Annotated in this window: 22 protein-coding genes; 11 read left to right on the top strand and 11 right to left on the bottom strand. The window is 68.3% G+C overall.

What is annotated here, in order from left to right:
- Positions 1-4: 4 nt before the first annotated feature.
- Complete coding sequence (locus DDE23_RS08660) at positions 5-778, top strand: ion transporter (RefSeq protein WP_107751564.1); 774 nt, start codon at positions 5-7, stop codon at positions 776-778.
- Between the two features lie 12 nt (positions 779-790).
- On the opposite strand, the gene DDE23_RS08665 is transcribed toward DDE23_RS08660, so the two are convergent.
- A complete protein-coding gene (locus tag DDE23_RS08665; protein WP_238149933.1) occupies positions 791-2,065 on the bottom strand; it encodes a PP2C family protein-serine/threonine phosphatase in 1,275 nt (424 codons plus the stop codon).
- 146 nt (positions 2,066-2,211) lie between these two features.
- Between DDE23_RS08665 and DDE23_RS08670 the strand changes: the two genes are divergently transcribed.
- Positions 2,212-2,538 carry an Hpt domain-containing protein gene (locus DDE23_RS08670; RefSeq protein WP_107751565.1) on the top strand — a complete coding sequence of 109 codons (327 nt, stop codon included), beginning with the start codon at positions 2,212-2,214 and terminating at the stop codon, positions 2,536-2,538.
- A 29-nt stretch (positions 2,539-2,567) separates the two neighbouring features.
- Here the strand turns inward: DDE23_RS08670 and ilvA are convergent, their stop codons facing one another.
- Positions 2,568-3,815, bottom strand: coding sequence for a threonine ammonia-lyase IlvA (ilvA, locus tag DDE23_RS08675; RefSeq protein WP_107751566.1), 1,248 nt, complete (start codon positions 3,813-3,815; stop codon positions 2,568-2,570).
- 113 nt (positions 3,816-3,928) lie between these two features.
- Between ilvA and DDE23_RS08680 the strand changes: the two genes are divergently transcribed.
- Positions 3,929-5,125: an alpha/beta hydrolase gene (locus DDE23_RS08680; protein ID WP_133239534.1), complete on the top strand. Its 1,197-nt coding sequence runs from the start codon at positions 3,929-3,931 to the stop codon at positions 5,123-5,125.
- On the opposite strand, the gene DDE23_RS08685 is transcribed toward DDE23_RS08680, so the two are convergent.
- On the bottom strand, positions 5,122-5,769 hold the full coding sequence (locus tag DDE23_RS08685) for a Smr/MutS family protein (RefSeq protein ID WP_107751568.1): 648 nt from the start codon (positions 5,767-5,769) through the stop codon (positions 5,122-5,124). The two genes, DDE23_RS08680 and DDE23_RS08685, sit on opposite strands and share 4 nt — an antisense overlap.
- A gap of 15 nt (positions 5,770-5,784) precedes the next feature.
- Entirely contained in the window at positions 5,785-6,453 is a 669-nt protein-coding gene (locus DDE23_RS08690; protein ID WP_107751569.1) for a Tim44/TimA family putative adaptor protein, read from the bottom strand.
- A 142-nt stretch (positions 6,454-6,595) separates the two neighbouring features.
- On the opposite strand from DDE23_RS08690, the gene DDE23_RS08695 reads away from it, so the two are divergent.
- The 4 genes from DDE23_RS08695 to DDE23_RS08710 all read left to right on the top strand — a co-directional run bounded on the left by DDE23_RS08695 (position 6,596) and on the right by DDE23_RS08710 (position 9,045).
- Entirely contained in the window at positions 6,596-7,045 is a 450-nt protein-coding gene (locus DDE23_RS08695) for an FxsA family protein (RefSeq protein WP_107751570.1), read from the top strand.
- Between the two features lie 58 nt (positions 7,046-7,103).
- On the top strand, positions 7,104-7,610 hold the full coding sequence (gene secB, locus DDE23_RS08700; RefSeq protein ID WP_107751571.1) for a protein-export chaperone SecB: 507 nt from the start codon (positions 7,104-7,106) through the stop codon (positions 7,608-7,610).
- Positions 7,611-7,721: 111 nt separating this feature from the next.
- Positions 7,722-8,396 (top strand): hypothetical protein, encoded by a 675-nt coding sequence (locus DDE23_RS25030; RefSeq protein WP_157957989.1) that lies wholly within the window; start codon positions 7,722-7,724, stop codon positions 8,394-8,396.
- Between the two features lie 52 nt (positions 8,397-8,448).
- Positions 8,449-9,045: an HD domain-containing protein gene (locus DDE23_RS08710; RefSeq protein WP_107751572.1), complete on the top strand. Its 597-nt coding sequence runs from the start codon at positions 8,449-8,451 to the stop codon at positions 9,043-9,045.
- A 3-nt stretch (positions 9,046-9,048) separates the two neighbouring features.
- Here DDE23_RS08710 and DDE23_RS08715 read toward each other — a convergent pair whose 3' ends face one another.
- Together DDE23_RS08715 and DDE23_RS08720 are read right to left on the bottom strand one after the other, a co-directional pair.
- Positions 9,049-9,474, bottom strand: coding sequence for an acyl-CoA thioesterase (locus tag DDE23_RS08715; protein ID WP_107751573.1), 426 nt, complete (start codon positions 9,472-9,474; stop codon positions 9,049-9,051).
- Positions 9,467-10,258, bottom strand: a complete 792-nt coding sequence (locus DDE23_RS08720) for a hypothetical protein (protein WP_107751574.1) — start codon at positions 10,256-10,258, stop codon at positions 9,467-9,469. Before DDE23_RS08720 ends, DDE23_RS08715 begins: the two co-directional genes overlap by 8 nt.
- A 130-nt stretch (positions 10,259-10,388) precedes the next feature.
- On the opposite strand from DDE23_RS08720, the gene DDE23_RS08725 reads away from it, so the two are divergent.
- Both DDE23_RS08725 and DDE23_RS08730 read left to right on the top strand, forming a co-directional pair.
- Positions 10,389-11,621 (top strand): argininosuccinate synthase, encoded by a 1,233-nt coding sequence (locus tag DDE23_RS08725; protein ID WP_107751638.1) that lies wholly within the window; start codon positions 10,389-10,391, stop codon positions 11,619-11,621.
- Between the two features lie 161 nt (positions 11,622-11,782).
- Entirely contained in the window at positions 11,783-12,736 is a 954-nt protein-coding gene (locus DDE23_RS08730; RefSeq protein WP_107751575.1) for a LysR family transcriptional regulator, read from the top strand.
- On the opposite strand, the gene DDE23_RS08735 is transcribed toward DDE23_RS08730, so the two are convergent.
- The 5 genes from DDE23_RS08735 to DDE23_RS08755 all read right to left on the bottom strand — a co-directional run bounded on the left by DDE23_RS08735 (position 12,724) and on the right by DDE23_RS08755 (position 18,129).
- Positions 12,724-14,040 (bottom strand): lyase family protein, encoded by a 1,317-nt coding sequence (locus DDE23_RS08735; RefSeq protein WP_107751576.1) that lies wholly within the window; start codon positions 14,038-14,040, stop codon positions 12,724-12,726. The two genes, DDE23_RS08730 and DDE23_RS08735, sit on opposite strands and share 13 nt — an antisense overlap.
- 27 nt (positions 14,041-14,067) lie before the next feature.
- Positions 14,068-15,360 (bottom strand): TRAP transporter large permease, encoded by a 1,293-nt coding sequence (locus tag DDE23_RS08740; RefSeq protein WP_238149934.1) that lies wholly within the window; start codon positions 15,358-15,360, stop codon positions 14,068-14,070.
- Between the two features lie 4 nt (positions 15,361-15,364).
- Positions 15,365-15,874 carry a TRAP transporter small permease gene (locus tag DDE23_RS08745; RefSeq protein WP_107751577.1) on the bottom strand — a complete coding sequence of 170 codons (510 nt, stop codon included), beginning with the start codon at positions 15,872-15,874 and terminating at the stop codon, positions 15,365-15,367.
- Positions 15,871-16,893 carry a TRAP transporter substrate-binding protein DctP gene (gene dctP, locus DDE23_RS08750; protein WP_107751578.1) on the bottom strand — a complete coding sequence of 341 codons (1,023 nt, stop codon included), beginning with the start codon at positions 16,891-16,893 and terminating at the stop codon, positions 15,871-15,873. Before dctP ends, DDE23_RS08745 begins: the two co-directional genes overlap by 4 nt.
- A 210-nt stretch (positions 16,894-17,103) precedes the next feature.
- The gene (locus tag DDE23_RS08755; RefSeq protein ID WP_238149940.1) at positions 17,104-18,129 is read right to left on the bottom strand and encodes a CaiB/BaiF CoA transferase family protein; all 1,026 of its coding nucleotides are present in this window, start codon (positions 18,127-18,129) and stop codon (positions 17,104-17,106) included.
- A gap of 86 nt (positions 18,130-18,215) precedes the next feature.
- On the opposite strand from DDE23_RS08755, the gene DDE23_RS08760 reads away from it, so the two are divergent.
- Positions 18,216-18,638, top strand: a complete 423-nt coding sequence (locus DDE23_RS08760) for a Zn-ribbon domain-containing OB-fold protein (protein ID WP_157957990.1) — start codon at positions 18,216-18,218, stop codon at positions 18,636-18,638.
- A complete protein-coding gene (locus DDE23_RS08765) occupies positions 18,635-19,735 on the top strand; it encodes a thiolase C-terminal domain-containing protein (protein WP_107751581.1) in 1,101 nt (366 codons plus the stop codon). Before DDE23_RS08760 ends, DDE23_RS08765 begins: the two co-directional genes overlap by 4 nt.
- The last annotated feature ends 1 nt before the right edge of the window (position 19,736 follow it).

A 19,736-nucleotide genomic window follows, 5' to 3' on the forward strand; every position in this document is an offset into this window, starting at 1 on the left:
TATCATGTCCTTGAACGAACGCATCCTGGCGTTTCTCGACAGTCCTGCCGTGCGCAACGGCATCATCGCGGTGATCCTCCTGAACGCCGTCGTGCTGGGGATGGAGACCTCGGACAGCATCATGGCCTCGTTCGGGCCGCTGATCGTGGCGATCGACACGGCCTGCCTTGCGGTCTTCGTGGTCGAATTGACCCTGAAACTGGTGGCGCTGCGGCTGTCGTTCTTCCGCTCGGGCTGGAACCTGTTCGATTTCGTCATCGTCGGCATCGCCATCGTGCCGGGGGCGGGGAATTTCAGCGTGTTGCGGGCGCTCAGGGTGCTCAGGCTCCTGCGGGTGATCTCGGTCGCGCCGGCGCTGCGCCGGGTGGTCGAGGGCTTCGTGCGGGCCATCCCGGGCATGGGCTCGGTCATCCTGCTGATGGGGATGATCTTCTACATCTCGGCGGTGCTGGCGACGCAGCTGTTCGGCGCGGGCTTCCCGGAATGGTTCGGCGATCTCGGCGCCTCGACCTATTCGCTGTTCCAGATCATGACGCTGGAAAGCTGGTCGATGGGCATCGTCCGCCCGGTGATGGAGGTCTATCCCTACGCCTGGGCCTTCTTCGTGCCGTTCATCCTGGTCACCACCTTCGCGGTGGTGAACCTGCTGGTCGGCCTCATCGTCAATTCGATGCAGGACGCCCATAACGAGGAAAGCGACGCCCGCACCGACGAATACCGCGACGAAGTGCTGACGCGGCTGCGGGCCATCGAGGCCCGGCTGGAGCGCAACGAGTAAGGGCCGGAGCCGTCAGGCGCCGTATTCGTAGACCGCGCAGCTCATATCGTCGGGGAAATCCTCGGACCCGTGCCAGCGCGCGAGTTCCCACATCAGCGCATCCAGCAGGCGGGTGCCGGTCAGATCGCCGAGATTGCGCAAGATCTCGGCCAGCCCCTCCTGCCCCAGCTCGACGCCGTCGGGATTGGGGCATTCGGTGATGCCGTCGGACAGGATCAGCAGCCGTTCGCCGGGCTCGAGCCGGGTTTCGAAGCCGGTATAGGTGGCCTCGTCCAGCAGGCCCACGGGCAGTCCGCCCTCGCCCAGCAGGCTGATCGAGCCGTCGCGGTGCTGGATGACCGGATAGGGGTGGCCCGCCTGCACCATGCGGATATGGCCGTTGGTGCGGTTGATCTCGGCATAGGCGAGGGTGGCGTAGCGCTCGGTCTGGATCTCCGACAGCATGAGGCGGTTCATCGCCGCCGCAACCTCGGCCGGGGGGCGGCCGACGGGGCCGTCGGGGCCCATGGTCACGGCGATGTTCTGGTCGGGCGTGGCACCCGACAGCAGGCCGTAAAGCCGCGCGGTCAGCAGCGCCGAGGTCACGCCATGGCCCGAGACGTCGATGCCGTAAAGCCCGGTCACGCCCGGCGAGACCTCGAAGAAACCGACCATATCGCCGCCGACATGCCCCGAGGAGCGCAGGATCAGGCTGACCTCCCCCTCCTCGTAGCGGTGGAAGCGTTCGCGCAGCAGCGATTGCTGGAGGTTCCGCGCCTCGACCAGATCGCGGTCCAGCGCGGCATAGAGGGTGCGCAGCCGGTCCAACGTCTCGCTCAGCAGGGCGTTGTTGCCGCGCAGCGCGCGTTCCATGGCCAGCACCCGCTCCCCGGCGTTGATCCGGGCCCGCAATTCGCCCTGATCCAGCGGCTTGGTCAGGAAATCGTCGGCGCCGACATCCAGCCCTTCGGCCACCGCGCCCTTGTCGGATTTCGAGGTGAGCAGGATGAAATAGACGTAGCGGTCGCTGGGCAGGGCCCGCAGCGCGCGGCAGAACTCGATCCCGGTCATCCCCGGCATCATCCAGTCCGACAGCACCAGATCGATATTCTGGCGGCTGCACAGCTCCAGCGCCTTGGCGCCGCAATCGGCGTGGTGCACGATGAATCCGTGCCCGCGAAGACCGGCCTCGACAATCATGCGCTGGGCGCGCGAATCATCGACGATCAGAACATGCCTGATGGCCCGCTCGGACGACGCGATACGCGCAGTCGGGGCATCGGCCGAGGGGAACGCAATGGAAGACACAGGGCACCTTGGATAGCCGTTGCGCCAGTTGAGCCGCAAATTGATTAACAACTATTAAACCGCCAGTTGTTTTTCTACTCTTTTCGGCGTTAGGATTTCACTCAAAGGTTGATACCCAAACTCAGACGATCGAATGGAGACAGGCCATGATCGATTGGAATCAGGTTGATGAGTTGCGTTCCGACATGGGCGACGCTTTTGGCGAGGTCGTCGAGGTTTTCCTGCAGGAAGTCGATGACGCCCTGCTGCGCCTGAGCCAGCAGGAGGTGGGGCCGGACATGGCCGCCGATCTTCATTTCCTCAAGGGGGCCGCGCTGAATCTGGGCTTTTCCAGCTTCGCCGCGCTCTGCGCCGAGGGCGAGACGCTGGCCAATGACGGCCGGGCCGAGCAGATCAATCTGGCCCGCGTCCTTGGCAGCTATCGCGACTCGCGGGACGCGTTCCTGTCAGGACTGGCCCGCCGCGCCGCCTGAGTCGTTCTCCGGAACGCACCAATCCCCGCTCAAAGCAGGAAATTGGCCAGCGTCTCGTCGATCGTCACATCGCGGAAGTCGAAACCGGCTGTTTCCATCCGCGCAAAGAGGCTGCGGATGTTCTCGGCCCGTGTCGTCTCGATCCCGATCAGGACGGTGCCGAAGTTGCGCGCCGATTTCTTGAGGTATTCGAAGCGGGCGATGTCGTCCTCGGGTCCGAGGATCTCCAAGAAATCGCGCAGGGCGCCGGGACGCTGCGGCAGACGCAGGATGAAATACTTCTTGGTCCCGGCGAAGCGCATGGCGCGTTCCTTGACCTCGGGCAGACGCTCGAAATCGAAATTCCCGCCCGAGGTCAGGCAGACCACCGTCTTGCCCCGGATCTGGTCCTGAAGATCGGGCAGCGCGTCGATCGACAGCGCCCCCGCGGGTTCCAGAACGATCCCCTCGACGTTCAGCATCTCCAGCATCGTCACGCAGATCCGGTCCTCGGGCGCGAGCAGCACTTGCGAGGGGTCGGCGTCCTTCAGCGTGGCGAAGGGCCGCGCGCCGATCCGGGCCACGGCCGCGCCATCGACGAAACTGTCGACGCGCGGCAGCGTCACCGGCGCGCCAGCCTTCAGCGCGGCGGTCAGGCTGGGACCGCCGAGCGGCTCGACATAGCGGAAGGCCGGCGGGGTGCCCAGCGCCTCGAAATAGCGCTTCACGCCCGCGGCCAGCCCGCCGCCGCCCACCGGCAGGACCAGCATGTCGGGCGCCCGGCCCAGCTGGTCCATGATCTCGACCCCGACGCTGGCCTGACCCTCGATCACGTCATCGTCATCGAAGGGCGAGAGGAAATGCGCCCCGACCTCGGCGCAGAAGGCCTGCGCCGCAGCCAGCGACTGGTCGAAGTAATCCCCGGTCAGCCGGATCTCGACCTGATCGCCGCCGAAGATGCGGGTCTTGTCGATCTTCTGCCGGGGCGTGGTCACCGGCATGAAGATCACCCCCCGGCGGCCGAAATGCCGGCAGGCATAGGCCACGCCCTGCGCATGATTCCCGGCCGAGGCACAGACAAAGACCTCCTGCGCCGGGGTGTCGTCCAGCACCCGGCGCATGGCGTTGAAGGCGCCGCGGATCTTGTAGCTGCGCACCGGCGTCAGATCCTCGCGCTTGAGCCAGATCTCGGCCCCGAAGCGGTTCGAGAGATGGTCGTTGCGCTGCAGGGGCGTCGGCTCGAAGAGCTGGCGCAACTGGTCGGCGGCGGTGCGGGCAGAGGTCAGGATATCGCGCATGTCCCCCCTTACTGTGCAACCCCTGCCACGGCCAAGCGAGAAGTGCGCCGCCCCCGATGACGCGCTGCCCGGGCTCGTGTATCAAGGCGTGACGCTTCTTGCTGGACGACCCGATGCGCCGTTTCCTGCCTGCCCTTCTGCTGCTGCTGCTTGCTGCCTGTCAGGTGCGCGAGCAGGTCGATTTCCTGCAAAGCCCCGGCGTCGGCAATGCCTTGCGGCCGGTTCTGGTCGGCACGACGCGCGGCGCCGACCCGAATCAGCCGGTCCCGGGGTGGGAGCGCAATCCGCAGGTCACCTATGGCCGCTATGTCGTCTCGATCCCGCCGGACCGCGAGGTCGGCACCATTCCGCGCCAGCGCCCGCGGCAGGTCGCCGATCCCGAGCGGCATTTCATGCTGGCGGAATCGGTGCAGGAGACGCCCGCGGAATTCGTCGCCGCGCTGCGGGCGGAACTGGCGCAGCAGCCCAGCAACCAGCACGAGGCCGTGGTCTTCATCCACGGCTTCAACACCGCCTTCATCGAGGGGGTCTACCGCACGGCGCAGCTGGATTACGACCTGCGCATCCCGGGTGTGATGCTGCATTATTCCTGGCCCTCGCTGGGGGCGCCGCTGGCCTATGCCCATGACCGCGACAGCGCGCTCTTCGCCCGGGACGGGCTGATCGACATGCTGCACCAGGTCCGGCAGGCGGGGCCGCGGCGCATCATCCTGATGGCGCATTCCATGGGCTCGCATCTGCTGATGGAGACCCTGCGCCAGATGGCGCTGACCCGCGATCCGACGCTGCGCCAGATCGGCGGGGTGATCCTGATCTCGCCCGATGTGGATGTCGAACTCTTCCGCCAGCAGGTGCGCACCATCGGCACCCTGCCCGAACCCTTCCTGATCATCACCTCGCAGCGCGACCGCATCCTGGCGCTGTCGGCCAGCCTGACCGGCGAACGCTCGCGGCTGGGCAACCTGCCCGACGCCACCGCGGTCGAGGGGCTGGGCGTCACGCTGGTCGATGTCAGCGCCTTCGGTCAGGGGTCCGGGCATTTCACCGCCGGGTCCTCGCCGGCGCTGATCGGGCTTCTGGACCAGATGAACGCGCTGAACGTGGCGCTGGGGTCCGAGAACGCGGGTTCCGTGCCGCTGCTGCCCGCCACCATCCTGACGCTGCAAAGCACGACCGAGGTGATCCTGACCCCCTTCACCGAGATTTCGGGCGAAGTCACCGGCAACAACCGCAACCCGCGGGCGGTGATGCCCTGGTGGCTGAGGAATTTCGTGGCCGGGGGACACGCGCTGCAGGATACCGCCCGCTAACGGCGCTTGCGCAGATAGATGTAATAGGCGCCGGTCCCGCCGTGGCTGCGGTGGGCCTCGCGCACCTCCATCACCAGGGCGTTCAGGGGCGGCAGGCGCAGCCAGTGCGGGACCTCATGCTTGAGGATCCCGGCGCGGACGGGCATCGGCGCGACATGGTCGGGGCCGGGCTTGCGCCCCTTGCCGGTGATGACCAGCACCAGCCTCAGCCCCCGCGCATGGGCCGAGATCAGAAAGCCGTTCAGCGCCGAATGCGCCTCGGCCACGGTCATGCCGTGCAGGTCGATGCGGGATTCGGGGTCCAGCTTGCCGCGGGTCATGCTGCGGTGCAGGTTGCGGTCCATCCGCACCGGCTCCTTCGCCAGACGCTCGCTGACTGTTTCGGCCAGATCCAGCCGCACGGGCGGCGGGCTGGCGCGCCCACTCAGGGCCGCGGGCGGGATCGGCAGGGCGCGCGGCGGGGCCTTGCCCTTGGCCTTGGCTGGCGGGACGGGCGGATCGGAAAACGGCGCCCTGGGGTCAGGCGCCGTTGCAGGGGGGGTGGGGTCGTCGGGCAGCTCGCCTGACAGGCTGAGCCGCCGGGCGCTGCGCGCCACACGCTGCCAGAGCTCGCGCTCGTCGTCGGTCAGGCGGCGGCGCGGCACGGCGCGGACCCGGGATCAGTCGCCGGTGGCGACAAGCCGCCAGTTGGGATTGTCCGAGCCCATGGTGCGGGCGAAGGTCCAGATGTCACGCTCCTGCTTCACGCGGTTGGCGTCACCCTCGACGATAGTGCCCGCGCGGTCGCGCACCACCGAGGTGATCTCGCCCACGAAGCGCACGCTCAGCTCGGCTTCGCGCGTGGCGGGGTCGAAGCGGGCATCCGACACGGCGATCTCGCGCAGGCCGACGAAGCTGGCCTCGACCGTCAGGCCCTCGCGTTCGCGGTGCTGGACCACTTCGTCGAAGCTTTCGAACACGTCCCGCGACAGCAGCGGCACCAGATCGTCCAGCTCGCCCCGTTCGAAGCCCATGAGGATCATCTCGTAGGCGCCGCGCGCGCCGCCCAGGAATTCCGTCAGGTTGAACGAGGGTTCGGCCCGTTTCATCGCCGCCAGCGCCTCGGCCGCCGGGGAGTTGGCGGGAACGTGATCGGTGATGTCGTGATCCTCGCCGCCCTCGATCACCTCGAAGCCGGATTTGGTCCGCGAAGCGGAGGCAGCAGGGCCGGGCATCGGCTCGGGCGGGCGCTCGTAGCCTTCGCGCGTTCCCAGTACGTTGCGCAGCTTCAGGATCAGGAAAACGGCGATGCCGGCGAGAACCAGAAGTTGTATCACAGCGGAATCCATCATGTCCTCGGGGGCGTGCGGCCTTGGTTTCATACGTTCGTTGCTTATGTAGGGTGCGCCGGCCCCCGTGTCTACCGCACCGGACGCCGCATGACGCCTTGGTCACGGAAAGGGGCCTTGGTCACAGAAAAGGGATATCCGCTTGCCTGTCTTGCTGCTTTTCATCCTGATGCCGCTGATCGAGATCGCGCTTTTCATCGCGGTCGGCGGACAGATCGGCGTCGCCGCGACGCTGGCGCTGATCGTGCTGTCGACGCTGGCGGGTTTCGCCATCCTGCGGGGGCAGCAGACGCGGGCCCTGGCGATGATGCAGGGCGGCCTCAGGGTCCAGCCCGGCACCTTCCTGGCCGAGGGCGCCTTTCGCAGCCTCTCGGGCATCTTGCTGATCCTGCCGGGCTTCCTGACCGATGCCCTTGGCCTGCTGCTGCTGTTCCCGCCCCTGCAGCGCGCCATCGTGCGCGGCATCGGCGCGCGGGCCGGTGTCGTCTCGGTGCGGACATGGCAGCAGGACGACGTGGTCGAGGGCGATTATACCGTCCGCGAGCCCGATCCGCTGGGCCCTGAGCGCCGTCTGGACGATGCGCGGCATTGAGGCGACAGGACTCTGCTGCTAGAACCCCGCCAAACAACAGGTCAAGCAGGAGAGTCCAATGGCCGCTACTGGCAACGGCGCCGATCCGCAGGGGGCTGCCGCCCCGGGCGCGCAGCCGCAGGTGAAATTCCAGGTTCTGGCGCAGTTCGTCCGCGACCTGTCCTTCGAGAACGCGGTCGTCCGCGGCGCAGGCGTGATGCCGCAGGGCCAGCCCGACATCCAGGTGCAGGTCAGCCTCGACGCGAAAAAGCGCGAGGCCGACGGGCATTACGAGGTGATCTCGAAATACAAGGTCGAGTCCAAGATCAAGGACACCGGCCAGACGCTCTATCTGGTCGAGCTGGAATACGGCGGCATCTTCCTGATCGAGGGGCTGCCGCAGGACCAGATGCATCCTTTCCTGCTGATCGAATGCCCGCGGATCGTCTTCCCCTTCGCCCGCCGGATCATCGCCGATGTGACGCGCGACGGTGGCTTCCCGCCGCTGAACCTGGACATGATCGATTTCATGGGCATGTACCGCCAGCAGCTGACGCGCCAGCAGGCCCCCGCGCCGCAGGCCTGAGCCCGCGCCACAAGCCTCGATACGGCCGGACCTTCGGGTCCGGCCGTTGCCGTTTCAGGGTTTCTTAACCTTTGTCTTGCAAGGTGTCGGGGAAACCGAGGACGTGCCCCGATGCAGGACCATACCGACACGATCAACCCCGAGGCCGGGCTTCCCCCGGTCGACGCCGCTGAACGGATCCACCGCAACCGGCAGGATCGGCTTGAGCGGCAGGCGCGCGTGGGCATCCTGCGCAATCCCAAATCCCCGCCGCGTCCGCCGTCCCGCCGCGCGGCGCTGATGGGCCGCTGGCCGAAGCTGCGCAGCTCGCGCCGTCCCCGCGACAGCGCGGTCGAAGACGCCGCGCAGGCCGTCGTCACCAGGCTGGTGCCGGTGGCCGAGGGGGCGCGCGGTCCCCTTGCCGTCCGCCGTGACGCCGAGGGGCGCGTGCAATCCATCGACCTGGCCGGGCTGATGGCCTCGGTCGACAGCATGGGGTCCGCCGCGCCGGTCCGCACGCCCTTTGCCGCCTCGATCCGCGCCGACGGGACCGAGGCCGAGGCGCCGCCGCCCGCGCCCGCGAAACCCGCGATCCTGACCCCCGCGGCCTGGATCGACGATCAGGACGACCCGGTCGAGGATCAGGATGCCCTGGGTCAGGCCTTTCGCGACGCCGCCGAGCCGCCGGTCACCGACGCCGCCCCCTCGCCGCGCCGTCGCGGGCTCTGGATCGTCGGTCTGGGGGTGCTGATCGCGCTGACCGTGCTGGTCATCCTGCCCGCCACCGGGATCCTGCGCGCGACTTGAGCCCGCCCCGCGGTTTCGCTATCGACGAAACCGAAGCGACGCGGGGATCGGGATGAAACAGGCACGCGCCTGGCAACGGATGCTTTCGGGCCGCAGGCTGGACCTGCTGGACCCGACGCCGCTGGATATCGAACTGGAAGACATCGCCCACGGCCTGGCCTTCGTGGCGCGCTGGAACGGGCAAACCACCGGCGACTGGCCCTATTCCGTGGCCGAGCATTCGCTGCTGGTGGAAACCCTGGTCACACGGCTGGACCCGGGCTTCGCCCCGCGCTGGCGGCTGGCGGCGCTGCTGCATGACGCGCCGGAATACGTCATCGGCGACATGATCTCGCCCGTGAAAGCCGCGGTCGGGCCCGGCTATGGCGCGCTGGACGCCCGGCTGACGGCCGCGATCCACCTGCGCTTCGGCCTGCCCGCCGAGATCCCGAAAAGCGTGAAACGCCTGATAAAGCGCGCCGATACGCTCAGCGCCTGGCTGGAAGCCACGCAGATCGCCGGTTTCACCCGGGCCGAGGCGGACAAGTATTTCGGCCGCCCTTCGCCCGAGGTCGCCGGGCTGACCATCCACCCCCGCCCCCCGGCCGAGGTACGGGCCGATTACATCGCCCGCCACGCCGAGCTGCTGCGCCTGATCGACGGCCGCTGAGCCTCAGCCGACCAGATGGGGCGCGAGCCGGCTGCGCACCGCCTCGGGCATCGGCGCCGAGGCGCGGGTTTCGGGGTCGAAGAACACCTCGGTCAGGTCATAGGTCGCGTGCAGGGCCCCGGTCTCGGCATGGATCATCCGCAGGTGAAAAGTCATCGACCGCCCGCCCAGCCGCTTGACCGCGCCGTCGATGACGAACCCGTCCCCGGCCTTCAACTCCTTGATGAAGTTGGTTTCCGCCTTGGCCGAGACGATATGCACCCCGTGCTCCTCCAGCATCCACGAGATCGGAATGCCCAGCGCGGTATAGAGGAAGAACGAGGCGTCATCGAAGAAGGGTGCGTAATGGCGCACGTTCATGTGGCCGAAGATATCGTGGTGCCAGGGATGCACCACGCCGCGCAGAAGTTCGGGGCGGTTTTCAGACATTGAGGTCCCGCTTTTCGATGAAATGGCCGTAGATCGTGGTCAGGATCGACACCGCGGCCAGCGCGGTGATCCAGGTGGTTGCGATCTCCCAGACGAGTCCCAACGGCGTCGACATCTGGGCAAGGATCGGCGCCGGCATCGCCAGCGCCATTGACGCCAGTATGCTGATCACGCTCAGCACGACGAACGACCCGTTCGCCCCCGCCGTGGCGCGGATCGAGTCCCGGACCCGCATCCGCTCGCCCAGTGCCGCCGACGGCAGCACCGGCGAGGCGCGGTAGCTGATGATCGCCAGCGGCACGCCGATGAAGGCGGTTATGAATAGCGCCAGCAGGTTGGGCGGCAGGATGTCCGACAGAATGTAGGCGAGGATGGCAGCAAGGATCACGAAGACGATAGCCCAGAGGATCATGTAGATCGCGAAGACGAAGGACGCGACGAAGTAGCGCCAGATCGCCTTTCCGGCCCACGGCGGGCCGAACGCGGAGGGCCCCTCTTCGCACAGGATGTAGCGGTGCCAACCCACGGCGACCCACAGCATGACGATGCCGAACACCAGGAAGGCGGCGACATAGGCGCTGGCGAAGCCGCCGCCCATGGCATCCAGGTCAAACTTCCAGCGGCCCGCTCTGTCGGGAACCAGCCCGCCGATCTGAATCGCGCGCTGTTGCATCAGGGCGAACACCGCAGCGCAGGGCAGGGCAGGGAGCGAGATGCGGATCGCCGCGGGGAAGTTGCTGAGGATCATCCTCATCGCATGCAGAAACAACCGGAAACCGAGCACGGACACTCTCCTCAACCATCGGGGGCGCGGCATTCTTCACGGCACCGTGAACCCTTGTCAATGCGGGGTGTTGCACAGGCAGGGCAAAGGGGATAGCGAAAGCGCGGTTCCAACCCGTGGGAGAATGCTCATGTCCGCGCCCAAGAAAGTCGTGCTGGCCTATTCCGGCGGGCTCGATACCTCGATCATCCTGAAATGGCTGCAAACCGAATACGGCTGCGAGGTGGTGACCTTCACCGCCGACCTCGGCCAGGGTGAAGAGCTTGAACCGGCGCGCGAGAAAGCGCTGATGCTGGGGATCAAGGAAGAGAACATCCATATCGTCGACGTGCGCGAGGAATTCGTGCGCGACTTCGTGTTCCCGATGTTCCGCGCCAACGCGGTCTATGAGGGGCTCTACCTGCTGGGCACCTCGATCGCGCGGCCGCTGATCTCGAAGCATCTGGTCGATCTGGCGCACAAGCACGGCGCCGATGCCGTGGCCCATGGCGCCACCGGCAAGGGCAACGATCAGGTGCGGTTCGAGCTGTCGGCGCTAGCGCTCGATCCCTCGATCCAGGTGATCGCGCCCTGGCGGATCTGGGATCTGACCAGCCGCACCCGCCTGCTGGAATTCGCCGAACAGAACCAGATCCCGATCGCCAAGAACAAGCGCGGCGAAGCGCCCTTCTCGGTCGATGCGAACCTGCTGCACACCTCGTCCGAGGGCACCGTGCTGGAGGACCCGGGTGTCGAGGCCCCCGATTACGTCGCCCAGCGCATCGTCGCGGTCGAGGATGCGCCCGATCAGCCCGAATTCATCGAAGTGACCTTCGAGCAGGGCGACGCCGTGGCGATCAACGGCGAGGCGATGTCGCCCGCCACGATCCTGACTGCGCTGAACGAATATGGCGCCAAGCACGGCATCGGCATGCTGGACTTCGTGGAGAACCGCTTCGTCGGCATGAAGTCGCGCGGCGTCTACGAGACCCCCGGCGGCACGATCCTGCTGGAGGCCCATCGCGGCATCGAGCAGATCACGCTGGATGCGGGCGCCGGGCACCTCAAGGATTCGATCATGCCGCGCTATGCCGAGCTGATCTACAACGGCTTCTGGTTCAGCCCCGAGCGTGAGGCGCTGCAGGCGCTGATCGACAAGACGCAGGAGCATGTCACCGGCACGGTGAAGCTGAAGCTCTACAAGGGCGTGGCCCGCACCGTGGCCCGCTGGTCGGATCATTCGCTCTATTCCGAGAAGCACGTGACCTTCGAGGAAGACGCGGGCGCCTACGACCAGAAGGACGCCGCCGGCTTCATCCGCCTGAACGCGCTGCGCCTGAAGCTGATCGCGACCCGCAACGCGCGGGTGGCCGGGAAGTCCTGATCCGGGCCTTCGGCTGACGGCCCCATCGGGGCACGGCGCCTTCAACGGGCTCCGTGCCCCGTTTCCGTTTGCGGGCGACGCCTGCCGTCGCGACGGCCCCCTCGCCGTGCAGGGCGCTCCGGGGCGCTGACTTTCGCGTCGGTCCGGGGTAGGACGGTGGCATGAGTGCCCCTGTCCCCCATGCCCAATTGTTCCAACGCCTGTTGCTGAAAGGCCGGTTGCGCCAGTTGCAGATGGTGGCCGGCGTCGCGCGCTCTGGCTCGATGCAGGCGGCGGCGCGGGCGCTGTCGGTCAGCCAGCCCGCCGTCACCAAGGCCGTGGCCGAGATCGAGGAGGATATCGGCATCGCCCTGTTCGACCGTCATGCCCGCGGCATCCGGTTGACGCGCGCCGGGCACGAGCTGGTGCCGTTGATCGAGCGCATCCTCGAGGCGACGGACCTGTTTGCGCAGGGTGTGGCGGTGCAGCGGGACACCGGGTCGACGATCCTGCGCGTGGCCTCGGTCGCGGCGGGGATCAGCGGCCTGCTGGCGACCCATGCCCCGGCCTTCTGCCGGGCCTATCCCGATATCGTGCTCAGGGTCGACGAGGCCGACGGCCGCCAGATCCTGAACCTCGCCGCGCGCGACGAATACGACATCTTCGTCTGCCGCCCGCCCGAGACGATCCCCGAGGGTTGGATCTTCAGCGAGGTTGAAGGCGATGAGCACGCGCTGGTTGCGGCCGCCACCCATCCGCTTGCCGGACGGCATGACGTGAGCCTCGAGGCGCTTCATGCCTGCAGCTGGCTGATGCCGCCCGCCGGGGTTCCGGCCGAGAGGCTGATGGCCGACTTGTTCGACGGCCGTCCCCCGCCGCATATCGTGCAGCTGCCCTCGCGCTCGCGGACCCTCAACCGGGCCGCCATCCAGGAGCTCGGGCTGGTCTCGGCCGCGCCCATCAGCATCTACCGGGCCGAGCTGACCAACAAGACGCTGGTGCGCATCAATTTCCCGCTGTCCAGCGCGCTGCCGCCGCTGGGCTTGCTGCATCCCGCGCACAGCAAGGGGACGGCGATGGACCGTTTCCTGTCGCGGGTTCTGGGCCCCGCGCGCAAGAACCGTCAGCCGCGGTAGCCCAGCCGTTCAAGGCAGGCATCGACCAGCGCCGGGGCCTCGCCCATGGCGCTGTCGGCATCGGGCAGGGTGACGCCCGAACACCGGGGTTCGGCGGCCAGCGCCTGGGCCAGGGTCAGCCCCCCGGTCCCCATGCGCGCGACGATCTGGCGCATCAGCTCATGGGCGCTGCGGCGGCCCAGCCGGTCGGCCAGCGCCACGGTCACGGATTCCGTGTAGATCGCGCCCTGCGTGCGGTCGATATTGGCGCGCATCGTCCCGGGGTGGACCACCAGCCGGTCCAGCAAACCATCGGCGCAGGACAGCACCTGCGCGGCATCGGTACACATCTGTTCCAGCGCGCCGAAATGCAGGGCCGAATCGCGCTCGTGCATCGTCACCACCCAGGTCAGCAGGACCGACAGCGTGGCCGAGACCTCGGGCGCGCGGGACATGATCTCGATGCACAGCGTCGGATTGACCTTGTGCGGCATGGTCGAGGATCCGACGTCGTGGTTGCGGATCGACAGTTCGCCGATGTCGTCGCCCTGCATCAGGAAGATCTCCTGCGCGACGCGCTGCACCCCGCGCACCATGATCGCCACCACCGCGCCGAATTCGGCGAAGATGTCGAGCGCGCCCTTGCTGTCCACCGGGTCCGGCGCGCCAAGGCCAAGGCGCTCCATCACCGCGGCCTCGACCTGACGGCCGCGCGGGCCCATCGCCGCATGGGTGCCGACCGCGCCGCTGAGGACCCCGGCCCCGGAGAAACGGGCCCGCCAATCGGCCAGCCGGGCGCGGTCACGCTCCAGCTCGGACAGCCAGACCGAAACCTTGTAGCCGAAGCTGATCGGCAGGGCGTGACGGCCCAGCGTCCGGCCGATCATCGGCGTGGCGCGATGGGTACGGGCCAGGTCTGCCATGCGCAGGCCGATCGCCTGAAGGGCCGCGTCGAACTGCGCGGCGACATCGTGCAACTGCTGCGTCGCCACGGTGCGGAACACATCCGCCGTGGTCGTGCCGAAATGCAGCCATTCCCGGCCTTCGGGGCCGATCCCTTGCCCGAAGGCCTCGAGGATCGCCACCATCGGATGTCCGACCTGCGCCCGTTCGGCGGCGACGGCACCGGGATCCGGGTCCCAGCCGGCCGCGGCGCGGGCGATGGCCCCGGCGGCGTCGGCGGGGATCACCCCCAGCTCGGCCTGAACCTGCGCGAGGGTCACCTCGAACCGGATGATCCGCGCGAGCACGGCCTTGGGGGCAAAGGACGCGGCCACGACCGCACGAGTACCGGCTGGGTCATGGAGGGAACGATCATCGAGCATGGGACTTCCGGGATCAGGGGCAGGCGATTACGGGCGGGGCATCAGGACCGAGGGCAGCCAGGTCGAGAGCTGCGGCACGAAGGTGACCAGCAGCAGGAGCCCCAGCATCAGCCCGAAGAAAGGCAAGGTGCCGCGCAGGACCTCGGCCACGGGGCGGCCGGTGACATTGGACATGACGAACAGGTTCAGCCCGATCGGCGGCGACAGCAGCGCCAGTTCGATGTTGATGACCATGACCACGGCGAAATGTTCGGGCGCGATGCCGATCTGGTGCATCACCGGCGCGACCACGGGCACCACGATCAGGATGATCGCCACCCCCTCCAGGAACATGCCCATCAGCAGCAGGATCACGTTCAGCACCAGCAGGAACTGCCAGGGCTTCAGCCCGCTGTCGATCACCCAACGCGCAAGATCCTGCGGCAGGCCCGAGCGGATGATCCAGGCCGAGAGCAGCGAGGCGCCGATCACGATCACCACGACGACGGCGGTGCGGTCGACGGCCTCGACGAAGAAGCCGCCGATCTCGCGCGGGCGGCGATTGCCGAAGAACAGCACGACGACCAGCAGCGAAACGACGGCGCCCAGCACGGCCGATTCCGTCAAGGTGACGAAGCCGCCGTAGAGCCCGCCAAGGATCACGACCGGGATCAGCAGCGCCGGCAGGGCGTTCAGGTTGTGGCGGGCGAACTCGGCGCGGGTCGCAAGGGGCATCGGCGCGCCGCCGACCTTGCGGGCGACCAGCAGGACGTAGCCCGCGAAGAGCGCGGCCTGCAACAGTCCGGGGATCACCCCGGCGAGGAACAGGCGGGGGATCGAGGCCTCGGCGATGAGGCCGATCAGGATCAGCGGCAGGCTGGGCGGGATCAGGATGCCGAGCGTTGCGGCGGCCGCCGTCAGGCCCATGGCGAAGCCCGGCTTGTAGCCCTTCTCGATCATCATCGGCACCAGCAGCGACCCCATCGCCAGCGCCGTCGCCACCGACGAGCCGTTGATCGCCGCGAACAGCGCGGTCGCCGCGACCCCGGCCAGCGCCAGGCCGCCGGGCAACCAGCCGATCCAGGTGATCGCGGCATCGAACAGGGCCTTGGCCACGCCGCCGCCCCGCATCAGCACCGCGGCCAGCAGGAAGAACGGCACCGAGACCAGCGCGGGTGAATTGAGGTGATCGACGACATGCTGCGCGATCCCGGCGACGGATTTGCCGTCCAGCATCAGCGCGGCCGTGGCGACGCCGGTCAGCACCAGATAGATCGGCACGCCGAGCGCCAGCAGGATCACGACGGCCAGCAGGCCGCAGAGCAAAAGCACGGGGGTCATGGCATCAATCCGACAGATCGGGGGCGGGGGCCACCGGGGCCGCGCCGCGCAGAAGGTCAGCCACGCGCTCCAGCAGGAAGATCAGCTGCAGCGCGAAACTGGCGGGAAGGGCGGCGTAGTAGATCCACAGCGGCATACGCAGCGAGCTGATCGACCGTTCGTCCCAGATCATCGCCTGGTCCACGACCTGCCAGCCGGACCACACCAGAAAGGCGCCAAGGGCGAAGGCGATCAGCAGGGACAGGAATTCGGCCGCGCGCTGCCCTGCGGCGGGCAGGCGGTCGACCAGGAAATCGACGCGGATATGGGTCGCGCGGCGCAGCACGCGCGCCGCGCTCAGCAGCACCGCCCAGATGACGAGGTAGATGACAACCTCGCTGCCCCAGTCCGGCGCCAGCGCGGTCGAGACATAGCGCCCGGCCACCCCGGCCAGCGACAGGAGCAGCGCCGCCGCGAACAGCAGCGCCACGATCAGGCCCACCAGCCCGTCGAGGAAGCCGAGCGCGCGTTTCACTGCACAGCGTCCCGGGCGAGCGCCATGATGTCGTCTTCAATCCCGAGGTCCGAGATCATCCGCGCCTGCGCCCCGGCAAGGCGCTCGCGCTGGGCGGCGGCTTCCTCGGCCGGTTGCTCGACAAAGACCATGCCGGCGGCTTCCAGCGTGGCGCGGGCTTCGTCCTGCTGGCGGGCCGCGTCCTGACGCTGGCCGGGCACGAACTCGGCCCAGGTGGCGCGGAACAGGGACTGTTGCTCTTCGGTCAGCTGGTCCCAGTAGGCGTGGCTGACGATCGGCATGTAGAAGCCGGTGAGCATGTTGTTGAGATAGGCATGGCCCAGCCCCGATTCCTGCAGCGAGCCCGACAGGACCGAGGCGTTGGACGACACGATGGCATCGACAGTACCCTGCTGAAGCGCCAGCGGCACGTCGGTATAGGGCATGGAGACCGGGATCGCGCCCAGCGCCTCCAGATAGGCGACGGCGCCCACGCCACCCGGGTGGCGCACCTGCAATCCGCGCAGGTCTTCCAGTGAATTCAGGGGCGTGGTGGTGGAATAGGTGTTGATCGGGCCCAGCATGTACCAGCCGTCCAGCGCCACGACATCCATCTTCTCGCCCAGCATCGCGCCCAGACGCTGGCCAAGGGGACCATCGACGATCTCGCCCATGCGCTCGGCCGAAATGCCCGAGAACATCGGGAATTCCAGCACGGTCAGCGCCGGTTCGATCCGGCTGAGCGGCGCGGTCGAGACGATGGCCATGCCGGCGTCGCCCCGGGCCACGGCCCGGCCCGCGTCACGGCTGGAATAGAGCTGGCCGGAATCGAAGATCTCGACGGTCAGCGCGCCGCCGGAGCGGTCGGTCAGCGCCTCGGCAAAACGGCCGACATAGACGTTGCGCATATGGCTGGGCGGGGTGTCCAGCGTGATCGTCAGGGTCGGTTCGGCCAGCGCCGGGACGGCGGCGAACAGCGTGGCCACGGCGGTCGCGGACGCCAGGAAACCCGCGCGGCGCAGGGGGGGCAGGACGGTCATCAATATCTCCTCCAAGGGTGGAGCCTCCACTCCATCCCGGGCAGGCTATCCGGCTCAGCCATGCCTGAAAAATAATGTCTGCGGCTTTTATATAACCAGATGGAATAGGTGTACCCCCGCCGTACTCCGGGTGAGGGGCGCGCCTTCTGCCGGGGGATGGCCGCGAACGGTCGACGAGAAGGACGGCCGACACCCGCGCCATGCAGCGGTTCAGTCGGAGGAGGGGCCCTTCGACCGGGGCGCCCGCCAAGCGCCCGGTGCCCGCGTCAGGACCGGCGCAGGCTTCGGCCGGGCGACCGGGCCCAGCCAGTCGAAGTACCGCCCGACCTGCGGGTGCCGCACCGCCTCGTCCACCGACAGCACCGGCGTGACGCAGGCGTCGACCCCCGCGAAAGCCGCCTCCCAGTCCTGCCGCGAGCGGGAGGCGAAGCGCTCGGTCACCGCGGCGATCATCGCCGGCCAATGGTTGCGCTCGCCCTGCCAGGCGACGAACTCGGGCGGCAGGCCCAGGACCGCGACCGCGTTGGTCCAGAATTGCGGCTCGACGGCGGCGATGGCCATCCATCCACCCTCGGCGCAGGCATAGACGCGGTAGAAGGGCGCCCCGCCATCGAGCGCATTCGCCTCGCGGCCATCGCTCCAGCCGCCCTGCACCCGCCGCCCGTGCACGAAGGTGGCAAGGTGGCTGGTGCCATGCACCATGGCCGCGTCGATCACCGCGCCCTCGCCCGTCAGCCGCGCCTTGAGCAGGGCGCAGGCGATGCCGAAGGCCAGATACATCCCGCCCCCGCCGAAATCCGAGACCAGATTCAGGGGCGGGGTCGGCGGGCGGTCGCGATGGCCCATCAGCGACAGAAGCCCGGTCATGGCGAGGAAGTTGAGGTCATGCCCGGCCATCCCGGTCAGCGGCCCCTCCTGCCCCCAGCCGGTCATGCGGCCGTAGATCAGCGCGGGATTGACGGCGAACGCCTCGACCGGGCCGAGGCCCAGCGCCTCCATCTTGCCGGGGCGGAAGCCCTCGATCAGCACATCGGCGCGGGCGATCAGGTCCAGCGCCGCCTGACGCCCGGCCTCGGATTTCAGGTCCAGCACCCGGAAATCCCGGTCCCGGTCCAGCCAGATCGCCGGAGCCTGCGGTGGTTTGCGGCCGATGCAGATCACCTCGGCCCCCATGTCGGACAGCGCCATCGCGGCAAAGGGGGCGGGCCCAAGCCCTTCGAATTCGACGATTTTCACCCCGTTCAACGGCTTTTCCAAATTTCCTCTCCCGGCATTGCGCTAATGGTCAGTCCATTATATACATTGATTCAATGACACAGTCGATGACCCAAGCCCCCGCGCGGCCGCAGCCCGTCCCGACCGCCGAAACCCGCCCCTTCTGGGCGGGCGCCGCCGAGGGCGCGCTGGTCCTGCGCCGCTGCGGCGCCTGCGGGCGGCTTGCGCCGCCGCTGGCACCCCGTTGCCCGGAATGTCTGGGCGACAGCCTGCAGCCGGAAACGCTGTCCGGCCGGGCCACGCTGAAAGGCCGCACCCGGCTGCATCTGCAGCCCCTGCCCGGTCGCAGCGGCCCGCTGGTGATCGTCGAAGCCGCGCTGGTCGAGGATCCGCGCATCGTTCTGGTCGCCCTCGACGAGAGCGGCTGCACCGCCGAGGCGCCGCCGGGCACACCGCTGCGCCTTGGCTTCGCGGCGCCGGATGACGGCACGCGCTTTCTCATCGTCCTGTCGGCGGAGGGGCAGCCATGAACGTGGTGATCGCCGGTTTCGGCAGCTCGACGCTGGAAAAACGCAGCGACCGGGGCATCGCCGCCTTCGCGCTGGACGCGGCATTGGCGGCGCTGGCCGATGCGGGTGTGGCGCGCGACGACATCGACGGCTATGTCGGCGCCCCCTTCGCCACCAACGCCGGTTCGCCCCATGCCGAGGGCGGGGACGAGATCTCGCTCAAGACCCTCTCGTCGCTGATGGGGCTGCGGCTGAGCTGGGGCGCGGACCTCTACCGCCGCTATCCGACCGATATGGTGGCCTCGGCCGCCCATGCGCTGCAGGCCGGGACCTGCCGTTTCGTGCTGGGGCTGCGGGCGATGTATGTGGCGCCGGGCCTCGATTACGCGACCGGCGCGACCAGGCAGGTGTTCGGCGCCGACCAGTTCACCAAACCCTATGGCCATACCACCGCGGGCGCCCGCTTCGCCGCCCGCGCCTGGGCCTATATGGCGCGGCATGGGGCGACGCGCGACGACCTCTTCGCCATCGTCGACCTCTCCCGCCGCAACGCCGCCCGGAACCCGCAGGCGATCTGGCGCGACAAGCCCCTGGGGCGCGAGGATTACCTGCGCGGCCGGATGATCGCCGAGCCGCACGGGCTTTACGATTGCGACCTGCCGGTCTGTGGCGCGCAGGCCTTCGTCATGTGCCGCGCGGGCGACCTGCCGCAGGGCGCCACCCCCGCCCGCGTCACCGGCTTCAGCGGCTTCGCCCGGCCCGAGGCGCTGTGGTCGATGAGCGGCCGCCGCGTGACGGATCTGAAGACCGCGCAGCTTTATGACGGCTTCTCGTCGATGGTCTGGGAATGGCTGGACGGGCTGGGCATCACCGCCCCCGGCGGCGCCCCTGCCTTCCTGCGCGACGGTCACGCGGAACCCGGCGGGCGCCTGCCGCTCAACACTTTCGGCGGCGCGCTTGGCGAGGGGCGACTGCACGGCATGGGCCATCTGCGCGAGGCGTACCTGCAAGCCGCCGGCCGTGCAGGGCGGCGCCAGCAGGCCGAAGGCCCCACGCTGGTGCAGGTCGGGCCCTATGACGACAGCTCCTTCGTGCTGCTCGAACCCGCAACCGCCTGAG

Source organism: Pararhodobacter aggregans, from assembly GCF_003075525.1.
GTDB lineage: Bacteria > Pseudomonadota > Alphaproteobacteria > Rhodobacterales > Rhodobacteraceae > Pararhodobacter > Pararhodobacter aggregans.